At 37.0% G+C, this 15,578-nt stretch carries 17 protein-coding genes and 1 pseudogene; 9 read left to right on the top strand and 9 right to left on the bottom strand.

The features are described from left to right. The 3 genes and pseudogenes from I2F23_RS05695 to rbsK all read right to left on the bottom strand — a co-directional run. On the bottom strand, window positions 1–161 hold a 161-nt coding region (locus I2F23_RS05695), incomplete at its 3' end, for a helix-turn-helix domain-containing protein (protein WP_213014676.1). A 35-nt stretch (window positions 162–196) separates the two neighbouring features. Further along, window positions 197–532 (bottom strand): annotated as a pseudogene (locus I2F23_RS05700) (Lrp/AsnC family transcriptional regulator); the annotation flags it as partial. A 196-nt stretch (window positions 533–728) separates the two neighbouring features. Next, window positions 729–1,661: a ribokinase gene (gene rbsK, locus I2F23_RS05705; RefSeq protein WP_195771598.1), complete on the bottom strand. Its 933-nt coding sequence runs from the start codon at window positions 1,659–1,661 to the stop codon at window positions 729–731. Window positions 1,662–2,066: 405 nt separating this feature from the next. Between rbsK and I2F23_RS05710 the strand changes: the two genes are divergently transcribed. The 8 genes from I2F23_RS05710 to I2F23_RS05745 all read left to right on the top strand — a co-directional run bounded on the left by I2F23_RS05710 (window position 2,067) and on the right by I2F23_RS05745 (window position 8,836). Further along, a complete protein-coding gene (locus tag I2F23_RS05710) occupies window positions 2,067–3,317 on the top strand; it encodes a NupC/NupG family nucleoside CNT transporter (protein WP_195771599.1) in 1,251 nt (416 codons plus the stop codon). Window positions 3,318–3,472: 155 nt separating this feature from the next. After that, window positions 3,473–4,423, top strand: coding sequence for a nucleoside hydrolase (locus I2F23_RS05715; RefSeq protein WP_195771600.1), 951 nt, complete (start codon window positions 3,473–3,475; stop codon window positions 4,421–4,423). A 120-nt stretch (window positions 4,424–4,543) separates the two neighbouring features. Continuing rightward, window positions 4,544–4,618, top strand: coding sequence for a pyrroloquinoline quinone precursor peptide PqqA (gene pqqA, locus I2F23_RS05720; protein ID WP_081401732.1), 75 nt, complete (start codon window positions 4,544–4,546; stop codon window positions 4,616–4,618). Between the two features lie 70 nt (window positions 4,619–4,688). Next, window positions 4,689–5,600 (top strand): pyrroloquinoline quinone biosynthesis protein PqqB, encoded by a 912-nt coding sequence (gene pqqB, locus I2F23_RS05725; RefSeq protein ID WP_195771601.1) that lies wholly within the window; start codon window positions 4,689–4,691, stop codon window positions 5,598–5,600. A 22-nt stretch (window positions 5,601–5,622) separates the two neighbouring features. Then, a complete protein-coding gene (gene pqqC / locus I2F23_RS05730; protein ID WP_195771602.1) occupies window positions 5,623–6,381 on the top strand; it encodes a pyrroloquinoline-quinone synthase PqqC in 759 nt (252 codons plus the stop codon). Next, complete coding sequence (gene pqqD, locus I2F23_RS05735) at window positions 6,378–6,656, top strand: pyrroloquinoline quinone biosynthesis peptide chaperone PqqD (RefSeq protein ID WP_195771603.1); 279 nt, start codon at window positions 6,378–6,380, stop codon at window positions 6,654–6,656. Before pqqC ends, pqqD begins: the two co-directional genes overlap by 4 nt. Further along, entirely contained in the window at window positions 6,653–7,777 is a 1,125-nt protein-coding gene (gene pqqE / locus I2F23_RS05740; protein ID WP_195771604.1) for a pyrroloquinoline quinone biosynthesis protein PqqE, read from the top strand. The genes pqqD and pqqE overlap by 4 nt, the downstream gene beginning before the upstream one ends. Before the next feature lie 6 nt (window positions 7,778–7,783). Next, a complete protein-coding gene (locus tag I2F23_RS05745) occupies window positions 7,784–8,836 on the top strand; it encodes a dipeptidase (protein ID WP_195771605.1) in 1,053 nt (350 codons plus the stop codon). Window positions 8,837–8,878: 42 nt separating this feature from the next. Here I2F23_RS05745 and I2F23_RS05750 read toward each other — a convergent pair whose 3' ends face one another. From I2F23_RS05750 to I2F23_RS05760, 3 genes are all read right to left on the bottom strand, one after another. Beyond that, window positions 8,879–9,532 carry an epoxyqueuosine reductase QueH gene (locus I2F23_RS05750; protein WP_195771606.1) on the bottom strand — a complete coding sequence of 218 codons (654 nt, stop codon included), beginning with the start codon at window positions 9,530–9,532 and terminating at the stop codon, window positions 8,879–8,881. Window positions 9,533–9,677: 145 nt separating this feature from the next. Next, window positions 9,678–11,756, bottom strand: a complete 2,079-nt coding sequence (locus I2F23_RS05755) for a TonB-dependent receptor (RefSeq protein WP_195771607.1) — start codon at window positions 11,754–11,756, stop codon at window positions 9,678–9,680. 70 nt (window positions 11,757–11,826) lie between these two features. After that, window positions 11,827–12,204 (bottom strand): hypothetical protein, encoded by a 378-nt coding sequence (locus I2F23_RS05760; RefSeq protein WP_195771608.1) that lies wholly within the window; start codon window positions 12,202–12,204, stop codon window positions 11,827–11,829. A 92-nt stretch (window positions 12,205–12,296) separates the two neighbouring features. On the opposite strand from I2F23_RS05760, the gene I2F23_RS05765 reads away from it, so the two are divergent. Further along, entirely contained in the window at window positions 12,297–13,667 is a 1,371-nt protein-coding gene (locus I2F23_RS05765; protein WP_195771609.1) for a PepSY-associated TM helix domain-containing protein, read from the top strand. Window positions 13,668–13,696: 29 nt separating this feature from the next. Here I2F23_RS05765 and lptB read toward each other — a convergent pair whose 3' ends face one another. The 3 genes from lptB to lptC are packed head-to-tail and all read right to left on the bottom strand — an operon-like array spanning window position 13,697 to window position 15,556. After that, a complete protein-coding gene (lptB, locus tag I2F23_RS05770) occupies window positions 13,697–14,440 on the bottom strand; it encodes an LPS export ABC transporter ATP-binding protein (RefSeq protein ID WP_195771610.1) in 744 nt (247 codons plus the stop codon). Beyond that, on the bottom strand, window positions 14,437–15,024 hold the full coding sequence (gene lptA / locus I2F23_RS05775) for a lipopolysaccharide transport periplasmic protein LptA (protein ID WP_195771611.1): 588 nt from the start codon (window positions 15,022–15,024) through the stop codon (window positions 14,437–14,439). The genes lptB and lptA overlap by 4 nt, the downstream gene beginning before the upstream one ends. Beyond that, window positions 15,008–15,556, bottom strand: a complete 549-nt coding sequence (lptC, locus tag I2F23_RS05780; RefSeq protein WP_195771612.1) for an LPS export ABC transporter periplasmic protein LptC — start codon at window positions 15,554–15,556, stop codon at window positions 15,008–15,010. Before lptC ends, lptA begins: the two co-directional genes overlap by 17 nt. Window positions 15,557–15,578: the final 22 nt, after the last annotated feature.

The following is a 15,578-nucleotide window of genomic DNA, read 5'->3' on the forward strand; positions in this document are numbered from 1 at the left end:
TTAAAAGGTTTGCGTGGGCGAGTTCTTTTAACCTCAATTCGTTTTTTCCAGCTCAAAATTGTATTTTTATCAATTTCAAATTGTGTCGATACCGCTCGTATGGAATATCCTTCCTCAAGCTTCGCTATCACTTTTCGTCTAAAATGTTCTGAATAACTCATTTTTAAATTGTCTTATATTTTTGATTGTTTGACTATAGGTAGTCATATTCGCCTGTGACTAAATGTGCTTCTATAATTTCAGGAATATCTGCCAAGACTTGGCTAAATTTCTCGAGCGTTTCATCATCATGTCTTTCCAATGTAATTTCAATAAAAAACAATTCATGAATGCCTAATGCTTTACGATTAATTGTCGCTGTATATCCTTCAATAACTTTAAGGGATTCTAAACGTTTTAAGCGTGTCCAACATGGGGAGGAAGACAATCCAATGGTCTCGGCAAGTTGTGCTACGGTTAATCTCCCATTGTTTTTAAGGGCAGATAATATTTTGTAATCAAGTTGGTCAAGTGTATATTCTGTACTGTTCATGAATTAAACTTTAGAAGAAATTCCTTTTAATATGCTAAATACTTTATTTTTGTTCTGTTGTAGTGTCAATATAAACTCAAATTAAGTAGATAATTTTCCTTATATTTATATAAAATAAGTACATCACATTAGTTGTCTTCGACAGCATGATGTAAAATAGCACCCTTATGGAAGGGTGACATAAGGGTGCTATAATTTATTGGTTTTCTAAAAAGCTATCAATTTCTTGACGCCATGGTACAGAGGGTTGTGCCCCTGAACGAGTCACTGCAAGCGCGGCAGCAGCGTTAGCAAAGCGAGCAGCATTCTGTGCTGTTTTTTCTTCTAAGAGCGCGGTTACAAAAGCGCCATTAAAGGTGTCACCTGCGGCAATAGTATCGACAGCATCGACTTTGAAGCCTTGAATCAGCTGACCCTGTCCATTCTCACTGAGCCATACACCACGTGCACCCATGGTAATGACTACAGTTTTAATGCCTTTTCCATGTAAAATTTGTGCAGCTTCGTTAGCATCTTGCTCGTTATGTACAATTTTACCTGTAAGGCTGAGTGTTTCGGTTTCATTTGGTGTAATGATATCGACTAGATTTAATAGCTGTTCTGGAAGTTCACGTGCTGGCGCTGGGTTTAAAATGACACGTACATTTGATGCATTGGCAATTTTTGCAGCTTCAATAATACTTTCTAAAGGTGTCTCTAGCTGTAATAAAAGTGCGTCTGCATTTTGAATAACCGATTGATAACGATGAACATAAGATGGAGTTAAGCTTGCATTCGCACCTGCACAAATACCAATACAGTTTTCAGCCAATTGATTGACGAAAATAAGAGCAACGCCTGTCGACTCATTTGCAATAGACTCTATTGCAGAAATATTTATATGATCTTGCTGAAGTTGAGTTTTAACACTTGTTCCAATAGCATCATCTCCTACACATGCAATAAATGAAATATTTGCACCACTTCTACCGGCTGCAACAGCTTGGTTTGCACCTTTGCCACCGAATGCAACTTGATAGTCTTTACCTGTCAGTGTCTGGCCAGGGTGAGGGAAGTGATCTAATTTCAAAATATGGTCTGCATTAATACTGCCTAAGACAACCAATTTTTTTTGAGATGTAGAATTCATGAATAACTCAAAACAGAAAACGTTTGTAAATAATAACGTGTTTTAGGAGATTTTACTTTGCGTTTAAGTAGTAAATGCCCAAAAGATCATCCTTAAACAATCTAACAAAAAACTTACACGCCAAGATAACTAAAAAAGTATTCGATATTTTAGTAGAAATTTGTTACATTTGTCGCCAATGAGGTGGTCTAAATAAGTTTATGTTTAAATAACAGTGACTTAATTTTAACTACTTCTTTTTTGTGTCTATTGTTTGGCATAAATAGTCTGTTTAGGTAGATTTCAAAGCAATCTACTGCAACATCCAGTTTAATCTAAGTTTTGTAATATAAGAAAATGAATCTCTAATTTTCATAACCTTTTGAAAGTTAGTGGCATAGTTGTGCTTATATTACGGAGATAAGTATGTCTGAATACCGCGGCTTAATTGGTATATTAATTCTATTGCTCATTGGTTTTATATTTTCCAATAACAGAAGAATGATTAAGATACGCACGATTTTACCTGCATTGGGCTTGCAATTTGCATTGGGGATTCTAATTTTATATGTTCCTTTTGGTAAATATTTATTTGAACAGCTCGCGGTAGGCTTTAATAAAATTATTAGCTATTCAGATGCTGGAAGTTCATTTCTTTTTGGCCCATTGGTTGGAAACAAAATGAACACGGTATTTGATGGTGCAGGTTTTATCTTTGCTTTTAAAGTATTACCTACAATTATCTTCGTAACAGCACTTATTACTATTTTGTACTATCTTAAGATTATGAATGTTTTTATTCGTATTTTAGGTGGTGCATTTCAAAAAATTCTAAATATTAGTAAAGTTGAATCCTTTGCTGCAGTAACGACCATTTTTATTGGACAAAATGAACTGCCTGCTGCACTCCGACCATTTTTATTAAAAATGAATAAAAATGAATTGTTCACTGTAATGTGTAGTGGAATGGCTGCTGTTTCTGGTTCGGTACTTGTTGGTTATGCCGGTCTTGGGGTGCCTATGACTTATTTACTTGCAGCTTCTTTAATGGCGATTCCAGGGGGTATCTTGTTTGCAAGGTTACTTAGTCCTGCTACGGAAGTTTCACAGGTAGAAGTTAAAGATATTTCGTTTGGTGAACATAAACCTACTAACATTATTGAAGCTGCTGCCAGTGGTGCAATGCTTGGGTTAAAAATAGCCGCAGGGGTTGGTACAGTCATTATGGTATTTGTTGGCTTATTGGCATTATTAAATGGTTTGGTCGGTGGTATCGGTGGTCTATTTGGATTCTCGGATTTATCAATTAACTCAATCTTTGGATATATCTTATCTCCACTTGCATACCTAATGGGGGTAGATTGGAACGATGCTTCTTTAGCAGGTGCATTACTGGGTCAAAAGCTTGCCATTAATGAGTTTGTTGCTTACCTAGGGTTAGCACCACATTTGGCAGATCATAGTATTTCACCACATACCGCAGCTATTATTTCATTTGGGCTATGTGGTTTTGCAAACTTTAGCTCAATCGGGATTGTTATTGGTGCTTTTAGTGTTGTTGAGCCAAGTTTAACGCCAGTGCTTTCTAAACTTGCAATGCGCGCTTTATTGGCTGCGACATTATCAAATCTTATGAGTGCGACTATTGCAGGTATTTGTCTTTCTTTTACAATGTAGCCATAAACAATAGATCTAAGCCAAGCTATTTCGCTTGGCTTTTTTTACGATAAATGTATTAGAATTATACAGCCTTAGGTTCACTTCATAGGGGCTTCAATGTATAGTGCCCCTCCAACAGTGATGTTGATTTTCTGCAAATTAAGGGTACTTACATGTTAGCTTCAGCTCAAAAAATTATTATTGATACTGATCCTGGTCAAGATGATGGCGTAGCAATATTACTTGCGCTTGCAAGTCCAGAGTTAGATGTAATTGGGATTACAACAGTTGCTGGCAATGTGCCATTAGATTTAACTACTAAAAATGCGCGTATTATTTGTGAACTGGCAAATCGTTCAGATATTAAAATTTTTTCAGGTTGCGACAAACCACTTAAAAAGCCGTTAGTGACTGCGGAAAATGTACATGGTAAAACAGGTTTAGATGGTATTGAATTGCCTGAGCCAACGATGCCATTACAACCTCAACACGCCGTAGATTTTATTATAGAAACATTTCGGAATGCGCCTGAGAAAACAATTACATTGTGTACATTAGGGCCAATGACAAATATTGCACAAGCTTTAATGAAAGCCCCTGATATTGCGACACGTATTCAGAAAATTATTTCAATGGGTGGAGGATTCTTTGAAGGAGGCAACATTACACCTTCAGCAGAATTTAATATGTTTGTAGACCCTGATGCGGCAAAAGTTGTATTTGATGCAGGCATCGATTTGACTGTTGTACCTTTAGATGTGACTCATAAAGCATTAACAAATGCACAGTGGATTCAACAATTACGTGCATTTAAAACCTCTGTGGGTGAAGCGGTCGCATCTTGGACCGATTTTTTTGAAAGATATGATAAAGAAAAATATGGTTCAGCTGGTGCACCGTTGCATGATCCGTGCGTCATGGGATATCTCATTCGCCCAGATCTATTTACAGGTAAACACATTAATGTCGAAATAGAAACAGAGAGTCCACTCACTGCAGGTGCAACAGTTGCTGACTGGTGGAAAGTGACGGGTCGAACACAAAATGCTTATTTTCTAAATACCATTGATCGAGATGGCTTTTTCGATTTGCTTACTGAACGATTAGGTCGTTATCAGGGATAATTTACATTTTGTGAAACTTATAGACTATATATTTTGTATAAAGTTCGTTAGAATATAAGTTTAAATTTAACCTTAAACGGATGTGCGACCAATTAGCACATAATGATTGGAGTATTGGACATGCAATGGACGAAACCTGCATACACTGATTTACGTATTGGCTTTGAAGTAACAATGTATTTTGAACATCGTTAATTTTAAAGTATTTATTGATAGGCCCTAGAATTTCTAGGGCTTATGTTTTTGTGGAATAGGTAAATAATATATGTACGTTTATGTGTTAGGTTCAGCAGCAGGTGGTGGTTTTCCTCAATGGAACTGTAATTGCGCAAATTGTGATGGTTTAAGAAAGGGGACACTCAATGCAAAAGCAAGAACACAGTCATCCATAGCAGTTTCTGAAAATGGTATAGATTGGGTTTTATTTAATGCTTCCCCAGATATTCGTCAGCAACTTTTTGACTTTAAAGCAGCACAACCAGCAAGAGCATTGCGAGATACAGGTATTAAAAGTGTTGTACTTATGGATAGCCAACTTGATCATACGACAGGTTTAATTACTCTTCGAGAAGGTTGTCCAATAAATGTATGGTGTACAGATATGGTACATCAGGACTTAAGTACCGGTTTTCCACTATTTAATATGTTAAAACATTGGAATGGTGGGCTAAATCATCATAAGATTGATCCAACAAAGCAATTTAAAATTGATGGGTTTGAAAATTTAGAGTTTATACCTTTAATTATTCGTAGCGCAGCACCGCCATATTCACCACACAGAAATGACCCGCACGATGGTGATAATATTGCTATGATTATCAAAGATCGCAAAACACAGAAGCAATTATTTTATGCACCGGGTTTAGGAAAAGTCGATGATGAAGTCATGCAAATCATGCAAGCTTCTGATTGTGTGATGATTGACGGTACACTGTGGACAGACCACGAAATGCAAACGCGTGGTGTTGGTACGAAAACCGGTAAAGATATGGGGCATCTATATATTTACGGCGAGGGTGGATCTTTATCTTATTTAGACCAACTTGAAGATACTCGTAAGGTATATATTCATATTAATAATACAAACCCAATTTTGGACGAAGATTCAGAGCAATTCGCAACATTAAAGAAACATAATGTAGAAGTCGCATTTGACGGCATGCAAATTGAGCTCTAATACATAAGCGCAAGGAAAGAAAATGAGTCAGACGCAGACAGCTTTTACGACCGAGGAATTTAAGAAAGCTATTCTAGATAAGGGAAAATACTATCATATTTATCATCCATTTCATGTCATGATGCATGAAGGACGAGCAACTCAAAAGCAAATTCAAGCATGGGTTGCCAATAGATATTATTATCAAATTAATATTCCTTTAAAAGATGCTGCGATTATGGCAAATTGTCCTGATCAACGTGTACGCCAAGAGTGGATTCAGCGTATGATTGATCAAGATGGTGAATATCCAGATGGTGGTGGGCGTGAAGCATGGCTGCGGTTAGCTAAAGCAGTCGGTCTAACACGAGAACAAGTGATTTCAGAAGAGCTTGTACTGCCGGGTGTACGTTTTGCTGTAGATGCATATGTAAATTTTGCTCGCCGTACATCTTGGCGTGAAGCAGCAAGTAGCTCTTTGACTGAGCTTTTTGCACCTAAGATTCATCAATCGCGTTTAGACTCTTGGCCTCAGCATTATCCTTGGATTAATGAACAAGGGTATGACTATTTCCGCTCAAGACTGGGACAAGCTCGCCGTGATGTTGAGCATGGTTTAAATATTACGTTGGATTCTTTTACAACATGTGAGTCACAACAACGTATGTTAGAAATTTTGCAATTTAAACTTGATATTTTATGGTCAATTTTAGATGCGCTGACTTTAGCGTATGTGCACAATGAAGCACCGTATCATAGTGTGACAGACCAACCCGTATGGCATAAAGGACTATTTAAATGAGTTTAGATACAAGTATTGTACCCGTATGGCAGCGTGGCTATCGTTTTCAGTATGAGCCATCACAACAGGCACATATCATTTTGTATCCTGAGGGAATGATTAAGCTGAATGAATCTGCCGCAGCGATTGCACAGCATATTGATGGTCAGCGTACGATTGCAGATATTATTGCAAACTTAAAACAACAGTTTGGTGATATTGAACAAATTGATACCGATGTGGTCGATTATATGCTTGTAGCGCAAAAAGAAAACTGGATTAAGTTAGACACATGAGTGAGGTTGGTTTACCGCTTTGGTTGCTTGCCGAGCTGACATATCGCTGTCCTTTACAATGCCCATACTGTTCAAATCCGCTTGAATTTGCATCTATGCAAAATGAGCTAACAACAGAGCAGTGGTTTAATGTATTTAAACAAGCACGCGAGATGGGCGCAGTTCAGTTAGGGTTTTCGGGTGGAGAACCCTTGGTTCGCCAAGATTTACCTGAACTTATTGAATATGCACATAAATTAGGTTTTTACACTAACCTGATTACTTCAGGCCTTGGGTTTAATGAAGAAAAAATTGCTCAGTTTAAGCAAGCTGGTTTAGATCATATTCAGGTGAGTTTTCAAGCCAGTGATCCTGTCATTAATGATATGCTGGCAGGTTCAAAACGCGCTTTCGAAAAGAAAAACGAAATTGCACGGCTTGTTAAAAAATATGAATATCCGATGGTTCTGAACTTTGTGATACACAGACATAATATTGATCAGATCGAAGATATTATTCAGCTTTGTATCGAACTTGAAGCAGATCAAGTTGAACTTGCAATTTGTCAGTTTTATGGATGGGCATACTTAAATAGACAAGGCCTTCTTCCGACTAAGGAACAATTGGTACGTGCCGAGCGGATTACTAATGAATATCGTAAGAAGCTCAGTGATGCAGGAAATCCATGTAAGCTTATCTTTGTAGTACCTGACTATTATGAAGAGCGTCCAAAAGCCTGTATGAATGGTTGGGGAAGTATTTTCTTGACAATTACACCTGATGGTACGGCATTACCATGTCATGCAGCGCGTCAACTCCCAATGAATTTCCCTAATGTCAAAGATGAAAAGCTCTCTGATATATGGTATCGCTCTACAGGGTTTAATCACTTCCGAGGTGATGCATGGATGCCTGAGCCATGTAAAAGTTGCCCCGAAAAGAAAAAAGACTTTGGTGGTTGTCGCTGTCAAGCTTTTATGCTGACAGGAGATGCATCTCAGCCTGATCCTGTCTGCTCAAAGTCAGACCATCATCATTTAATTTTAAAGGCAAGAGAAGAAAGTGAACGTGAGCTTGCATTACATGAGTTGACATTTAGAAATAAAAAGAACTCTAAGTTGATCTTGGTTTCTAAAGGATAGCTTTAAATGCAAAAACCAAAGATATTTGATGGTCATAATGATCTTTTAGCAAGACTTTGGTTAGCAGATGATGACGATCCATCATCTGCTTTTTTGCACACTACGCTTACAGGACAAATGGACTGGGAGAGATGTCAAAAAGGTCATCTCATTGGTGGTCTTTTTGCTATTTTTGTTCCGCCATTTGAATATGTAAAAAAGAACTATCCACATAAAATAAATGCAACTGCACATCAAACGACATATACAATGCAGCAAGTTGAACAGATTTGTTTTGCACAAATGTCGTATTTATTGCAAATTGAAGAAAAATCAGCAGGAAAAATTAAGATTTGTCGAACTGTTGCCGAAATTAATGCTTGTATTGCAAATGGGATTTTTGCAGTGGTTATGCATATAGAAGGTGCCGAAGTACTTGATACAGATTTTCATTTACTTGATATCTTTTATGCTGCGGGACTAAGAAGTATTGGTGCACTATGGAATATGCCAAACCAGTTTGGCCATGGTTTAAATGCACCTTTTCCTCATTCGCCTGATACAGGGCATGGCTTAACAGGATTAGGAAAAGAGTTGATTCAATATTGTCAGCATAAACGCTTGGTTGTTGATGTCTCTCATATGAATGAAAAAGCATTTTGGGACACTGCAAATATTTTACAACAACCCATTATAGCGACGCATTCTAATGTACATGAAATATGTCCTCAAGCGCGTAATCTAACAAATATGCAGCTAGAAGAAATTGCTTCATCTAAAGGTTTTGTTGGCGTAAATTTAGATACTGCTTTTTTACGTGAGGATGGGAAGCGTAATGCAGAAACATCATTTGACATTTTAATTCGCCATTTTGATCATCTTATTGAATATTTAGGAGAGGATCATGTTGGATTCGGCTCTGACTATGATGGTGGCTTTATGTCGAATAGATGGGCTGATATTTCTTGCTTTCCAAAAATTATAGATAAACTTTCAGCGCATGGATATAGTGACGATTTGATTGATAAAATTAGTCATAGAAACTGGCTAAGTGTTTTAGAAAATATTTGGGGAAAATAAAAAGAGCCTCAATCATTTGAAGCTCTTAAACGTGATTATTCTTCATTGCTCATTGCTCATTGCTGAGTAGAATTTTACACCGAGCTTAATTCGGTCTCTACCTTGGCTTTTACGGAAGCGGTTTGTGTCACGTAGAGAATAAACGCAACCACAATATTCTTGTTGGTAGAATTCTTCACGTTTACTAATTTCAATCATACGGCTTGAACCACCGCCTTTACGCCAGTTGTATTCCCAATATGTCATGTCGGGATAATGAGATGCGGCACGTACACCACAGCCATTAATCTGTTTCATATCTTTCCAGCGAGAGATACCTAACGAACTTGAAATGACAGGAAACCCATGTTCGTGTGCATAAAGTGCTGTACGCTCAAAGCGCATATCGAAACACATAGTGCAACGAATTCCACGTTCAGGTTCTTCTTCCATGCCTTTTGCACGTTCGAACCAGTTGTCTGTATCGTAGTCACAGTCGATGAAAGGAATATTATGTTTTTCAGCAAACCGAATGTTTTCTTCTTTACGAATGATATATTCTTTTACAGGGTGAATATTGGGATTATAAAAGAAGATTGAAAAGTCAATTTCAGATTCGATGAGTGCTTCCATCACTTCACCAGAGCATGGTGCGCAACAAGAATGAAGTAATAACTTATCCGCCTTATTTGGCAACTCTAGTTTAGGTCTTTGCATAATAAAAAATCGTAGAACAGTACATGATAGATAAGCGGGTCATTATACGAGAAAAATAAACATATGTTGATGGTTTTTTATGCTTTGACACTTTATTTTACGAAACAACGGCGTATCTAAGCACATAGGTACGCCGTTTGATGGTTTAGAAATTCCAGTCAAAAGATAACGTTGCTTTTAATGGCTCTCCGGGTTGTACCCAATAATTGGTATAACTCGATACATAGTAGGTTCTATTGAGTAAGTTAGTGATGTTTAAACGTGCTTTTAAATCAGGATTTATTTGCATACCTACCCCCAAATTAATGGTAGTAAACGCAGGTAGGCTTGTGCCATTATCAATATAATTTGCACTACGTGTACCATAATAGTTTGCACTGAGTGATGCATCTATCGGATATTGTTTGATATTAAAATTATAATTTGCGGTAAAGTTGGCACTGTGTTTTGGAATGTTCTTTAGTCTTGCACCTTTAGCTTCTACTTCACTTTCTAAGATAGAGGCATTGGTAAAAGTATAGTTTGCGCTGATATTAAAATGATCATTAAAGTGATGTAAAAGGCTTGCTTCAATACCACGGCTTTGTGCTTTACCTGTATCTACATAACTGTCTGTAATCCCCTCTGTAAGTAGGTGCTTTTTCGTCATATCGAAGTAAGTCAGGCTCAATAAACTCATTGGATTAAATGAATACTTTCCACCTAATTCCCAGCTTCGTGTTTGTTCAGGGGAGTAAAGGGAATGGTTTTTATTTAAACCTGTATTCATTTCAAACGCTTTTCCCCAATTGCTATAGAAAGCTAAATGTTGATTCACCTGATAGTTGAGACCTAATCTTGGGCTAAAAGGTATATATGTTTTCTTTGCTTGTATCTGATTTTTCCGATCTATAATACGTTGCTGCATTTGATCAAGTCGTGCACCAAGTAAAAGACTCCATTGATCATTGAAGAAAATCTGATCTTGTAAATTAATACCTAAAGTATTTTGTTTTTCATCAGAATACTTTGTTGTTCTTCCAAGAGTTAAAGGTGTGCTGTTGTTTGTAGGTGTATAAAAGTTAATTGAACTATTTGTTCCTGCAAGATTTCGCTTTTGGAGTTGGTGAATTTTATAAGTTCCAATTTCGGCATTAACTAAGACTTCGTGTTTTAAACCGAAAGTGTCATTGATATGTCCCTTTAGTACACTTTGTAGTAAAAGCGTATTTGTCGAGAAGTATCTATATCTTCGGAATCGATTAAGTGTTTGTAAGTCTGTAGCGACTGATGATATTTCACTGGATGTACCAAAACGTTCGCCATCGTTGTAACTCAATGCACTTGAGCTTTCCCAATCTGGAGTAATTTGATGATTTAGCCTAATTTGATAAAAATTAGATTTTACCTGCATATTACCATCGCGAGGGTCACCATAAAAATTTCTAATATCAGCAAATTCTCCATTAATGAGTGGGATGCCGCGATCAAATAATCCAGAATATTTTGCAAACTCAGTATCTAAAAAAAGTTGTGTGTGATCAGAAATTTTCCATGTCATTTGCGGTGCAATAAAATAATGCTTTTGAGTTACATCATTTCTAAAGCTTTGGTTATTTTCATAGGCAAGACCTAAGCGATAGGCAAGACGATCATTAATTGGATCTGTAAGGTCAAGGGATGTTCGGTATTGTTGGTCTGTGCTAGTACTCAAAGAGAGAGTATGTAAAGATGTCCATGAAGGTTTCTTGGTTGTAATATTCATCATGCCACCAATAGCACTTTGACCATACATGGCTGCGACTGGGCCTTTTAGAAAATCAATACTTTCTACATTCACCATATTTTGTGGTGTGTGAATGCCACTAATTGTACTTAAACCATTTCTTAGACTATTTGTTCCCATATTCGGGTCTGTACTAAATCCTCTAAAGGAGTAGTTGTCCCAAAAACCACCACCATAACTGTCTTGATAAAATACACCACTAACTTGTGAGAGTGCATCACTCACTCGTTGTATGTTTTGTTTTTCAATAACCTCTTGTGAGACGTGTGATTTATTAAAAGGAACCTCTAAGATGTCATGTTTAAAACCTGTAAGTGATTTACTTTCTAAGCTATTTTCCTGATTTACCTTTGCCGTTAACTGTATTGTAGGTAATCGTGTATCGTCTGCACAAGCGGTTTGTATTGTGATAAAACCCAACACAATGATATAAAATTTGGGTGAAAGAAACTGAGACATATATTGTCTAACTCTATTGAATATGTTTAGATTTTTCTGATTTAAATTTAATCAGCACCTGATTTTGTATTTATAAGAATAGAGGTGGGCCACGGCTTTGTGGGAATAAGAGAAGTTGACGTAAATAAAGAAATATATACGTAATACTGGCTAAGAACAGTAACTTAACCTGTATTTTATATGTCACTAGCTGAGGAGCGAATGTAGTCGTATTTGTGAAATGTGAAAAAACTTGGCAAAAATGACAGTCATTGAAATTTGATATTTGCTTTTTTTCCATATACATACGCATATCTTTTGCATGAGTATGTATATGTGATGGAGTTACTTTTTCTATTTCGATACAGACTGCATTCATATGCATAGATTGAGGCATAAGTACCTGCCAAAACACAAGGCTTTGGAATATCAATGCAATGGTCGCAAGTGATAAAGCAAGTTTACGCATACACAGAAATATATTATCAAAATATGAAAAGCACACCTATATTACTCTATAATTGTTAATATATGTAAAGTAAAAATTATGTTGCTAATAAAATGCGCCGAAGCCTTCCGTTTAGAAATTTTTTAGATCAGACCTTAAGAGTCTTACATATTTATGTAGGTGTTTTGGTGGCGCCATTTATTTTTATTGCAGCACTTACAGGAACGCTTTATGGTTTGACACCTCAAATCGAAAAAACACTGTATGAGACCTATTTAGTTGCAAAACATCAATCTCACCAAGTACCTTATTTATTAAGTGAGCAAGTACAGCGTGCTCAGAAGTTTGTACCATCATCTGCGCATATTATTGCTGTTCGACCTGCAAAAGATGCCAATACAACAACACGCGTATTGTATATGGACATGAATAACCCAAGCCAAACAACAGCTATTTTTATTAATCCTTATAATCTAACAATGCAAGGTAAATTATCTGTTTATGGTACAAGTGGAATATTGCCTATGCGAACGTTTTTAGATCATTTGCATAGGGATTTACTACTTGGTCAATATGGTCGCATTTATAGCGAGCTTGCGGCGAGTTGGCTAGGTATTTTTGCAATTACAGGACTTATTCAATGGTTAAGAATAAAAAGAAAAAATGTAGGTGAGCATATTAGGAGGCGTTCTATACATTGGCACAGTTTAATCGGAATTTGTGTTTTACCCATGCTTCTCTTTTTTTCGGTAACAGGGTTAACATGGTCAAACTGGGCAGGGGGAAATATTGCAAAATTTAGGCATTGGATTAATAGTGACACGCCATCTTTAAATACTCAACTGGGTACACATCAACGGGTACAGCCAGATGAACATGCTGAGCATCGTATGGGAATGATGATGCATCATAACAGTGAAATGAAATTAAAAAACCTTACTGATTTTGATGAAATATTAAATATTGCACGTGCAAGTGGATTAAATGCGTCTGCACTACAAATTAAACCAAGTTACGATGAAAAGCGTGCTTGGGTCATTGAAGAGTTGCAACACCAGTGGCCTATAAAAATAGATGCTTTAGCTGTAGATATAAAACAACAAAAGATTATAGATCGTATTTATTTTAAAGATTTTCCACTGTCTGCAAAGTTAACCCGTTGGGGAGTGGATTTACATATTGGTATTTTATTTGGATGGATTAATCAACTATTTTTAGTCTTGGCAGGACTTGCATTACTGATGATTATTTTCTTTGCATATCGAGCTTGGTTTAGTTATATGAAGCCGTGGCAGACATTATATCAGTGTAACCATCAATTGATGCACTGGTGGCGCCGTGCAAGTTATATGCAGTTAAGTGTATGTATAGTCATACTAATAATGCTGTATTTTATCGTACCTGTTTGGGCTATAAGTATCGTATTATTAAATATATTTGTAGCTATACACTGGTTATTTTTAAAAGATAAGAAGCAAAGTTAAGTTGGATTAACTTTGCTTGAAATAATGAACTATACTGTGAAGTCATCACCCAAATAAACTTCGCGAACAGTACTGTTGGCAAGAACTTCTTCTGCTGTTCCTTCTGCGATGACAGCGCCTTCGCTGACGATGTAAGCCTTTTCACAAATTGCAAGTGTTTCACGTACATTATGGTCGGTAATAAGAACACCAATACCACGATCTTTTAATGTTTGAATAATATCTTTAATATCGCCTACAGAGATTGGGTCTACACCTGCAAAAGGTTCATCTAACAACATAAATTTAGGATCTGCTGCTAAAGCGCGTGCAATTTCTGCACGACGGCGCTCACCGCCTGAAACACTCATACCCAAAGAGTCTTTAATATGCGTAATTTTGAAATCTTCGAGTAATTCTTTTAAACGCTCTTCTCTCTGAGCTTTGTTTAAAGACTTACGTGTTTCCAAAATTGCCATAATATTTTCCCCAATCGTCAGTTTGCGGAAAATAGATGCTTCTTGAGGAAGGTAGCCTAAGCCTTTGCGTGCGCGCTCATGCATAGCAAAGTTTGATAAGTCTTGGTCATCTAAATAAATTTCACCTTTATCCATGCGGACAAGACCAACGACCATATAGAAACTGGTTGTTTTACCTGCACCATTTGGACCAAGTAATCCTACAATTTGTCCACTCTGCATTTCAAATGAAACATCTTTTACAACCCAACGTTTACTATAGTTTTTTGCAAGGTGTTTAATTCGAAGTGTTTGTGGTGTCATTGCTGTATTCATTGACCAACAGCTCCAGGTGTTGCTTTTGATGTATTTGGTGGAATAACAATTTGTACACGGCCACGATTTTCAGAAGCACTGGTGTTCGTTGCGCTAGAGTTGCTACTACCAATAGCCTCGATGTCACCTTTGTTCATGCTGTAGCGTAAAGTTTCACCCTTAACACTTGCACCATCTTGATCAACAAAAGCATTTCCAGTGAGGGTAATAATTCCCGAGTCGGCATTGTAGACAATTTTTTGTCCTTGCCCTTTGGCGAGGCCTTTATTGACATCCATCTTTTGTTGGAAGCGAGCAGGGCTACCTGTTGCCGTTACAGTACTGATTTGGCGGTTTTTATTCAGTTGCGCAACGACAGAAGCAGCTTGTAGCTTCATTGTACCTTGTTCAATGATAACATTACCTGTGTAAGTCGTAACGCCTGTTTTGTCGTTATATGTCGCTCGGTCTGCGACTAGAGAAATGGGTTGGTTACGATCGCTAGGTAGAGCAAATGTTGCCATTGCTGTAAATGATATAGCTCCAGCCATGGCGCATTTTAGGAAAGTTTTATAATGAGATTGTTTTTTAGGATTTAGGTGCATACTTTCCTCGAATATTAAAAAACTCATATTGTCCTGAATTGAGATCTGCATTTAGACCCTGACTCACAAATTGACTTTGTGCAGAATCAACATGTACATCATGCTTTGTTTCTACACGTTTTTCTTTTGGATAACCTGTAAGTTCATCAGTTTTAAATGTGATCGTACCTTGAGGAGAGTTCCTATGAACGACAACATCATCTCTTAGAACAAGTTTTTGGTTGTCATTATAGCCATCACCACGTGGGGCATAATATGTACCATTTTCTTGTCCTTTGCTATAAGTTGTAGCATGTAAATTATACATTTGTGTGGTTGCATCTTGTTTATTTTGTATAATTTGGTCTACAGATGCGCGTACTGAAACATCTCCCTTCTCATCAGTTTGAGTCAGTTGAACGTTTTGTGCAGCGTACGTCATATTACGTGATGCATTGGTATCTAGCTTTTTACTATTTCCACTATAGTAATAGTAACCACCGCTTACGGTTGCAATCACAAGTGCTATAACATATAAGTTTTTTGTTTCCATAAGCGTAGTTTATCAAACTAAA

It is taken from the genome of Acinetobacter pollinis, from assembly GCF_015627175.1.
Lineage (GTDB): Bacteria > Pseudomonadota > Gammaproteobacteria > Pseudomonadales > Moraxellaceae > Acinetobacter > Acinetobacter pollinis.

What these genes read in the sequence shown, in the direction of transcription:
- rbsK (WP_195771598.1), bottom strand. Translation starts at nt 1,661, where the DNA reads ATGAATTCTACATCTCAAAAAAAATTGGTTGTCTTAGGCAGTATTAAT.
- I2F23_RS05710 (WP_195771599.1), top strand. Translation starts at nt 2,067, where the DNA reads ATGTCTGAATACCGCGGCTTAATTGGTATATTAATTCTATTGCTCATT.
- I2F23_RS05715 (WP_195771600.1), top strand. Translation starts at nt 3,473, where the DNA reads ATGTTAGCTTCAGCTCAAAAAATTATTATTGATACTGATCCTGGTCAA.
- pqqB (WP_195771601.1), top strand. Translation starts at nt 4,689, where the DNA reads ATGTACGTTTATGTGTTAGGTTCAGCAGCAGGTGGTGGTTTTCCTCAA.
- pqqC (WP_195771602.1), top strand. Translation starts at nt 5,623, where the DNA reads ATGAGTCAGACGCAGACAGCTTTTACGACCGAGGAATTTAAGAAAGCT.
- pqqD (WP_195771603.1), top strand. Translation starts at nt 6,378, where the DNA reads ATGAGTTTAGATACAAGTATTGTACCCGTATGGCAGCGTGGCTATCGT.
- pqqE (WP_195771604.1), top strand. Translation starts at nt 6,653, where the DNA reads ATGAGTGAGGTTGGTTTACCGCTTTGGTTGCTTGCCGAGCTGACATAT.
- I2F23_RS05745 (WP_195771605.1), top strand. Translation starts at nt 7,784, where the DNA reads ATGCAAAAACCAAAGATATTTGATGGTCATAATGATCTTTTAGCAAGA.
- I2F23_RS05750 (WP_195771606.1), bottom strand. Translation starts at nt 9,532, where the DNA reads ATGCAAAGACCTAAACTAGAGTTGCCAAATAAGGCGGATAAGTTATTA.
- I2F23_RS05755 (WP_195771607.1), bottom strand. Translation starts at nt 11,756, where the DNA reads ATGTCTCAGTTTCTTTCACCCAAATTTTATATCATTGTGTTGGGTTTT.
- I2F23_RS05760 (WP_195771608.1), bottom strand. Translation starts at nt 12,204, where the DNA reads ATGCGTAAACTTGCTTTATCACTTGCGACCATTGCATTGATATTCCAA.
- I2F23_RS05765 (WP_195771609.1), top strand. Translation starts at nt 12,297, where the DNA reads ATGCGCCGAAGCCTTCCGTTTAGAAATTTTTTAGATCAGACCTTAAGA.
- lptB (WP_195771610.1), bottom strand. Translation starts at nt 14,440, where the DNA reads ATGAATACAGCAATGACACCACAAACACTTCGAATTAAACACCTTGCA.
- lptA (WP_195771611.1), bottom strand. Translation starts at nt 15,024, where the DNA reads ATGCACCTAAATCCTAAAAAACAATCTCATTATAAAACTTTCCTAAAA.
- lptC (WP_195771612.1), bottom strand. Translation starts at nt 15,556, where the DNA reads ATGGAAACAAAAAACTTATATGTTATAGCACTTGTGATTGCAACCGTA.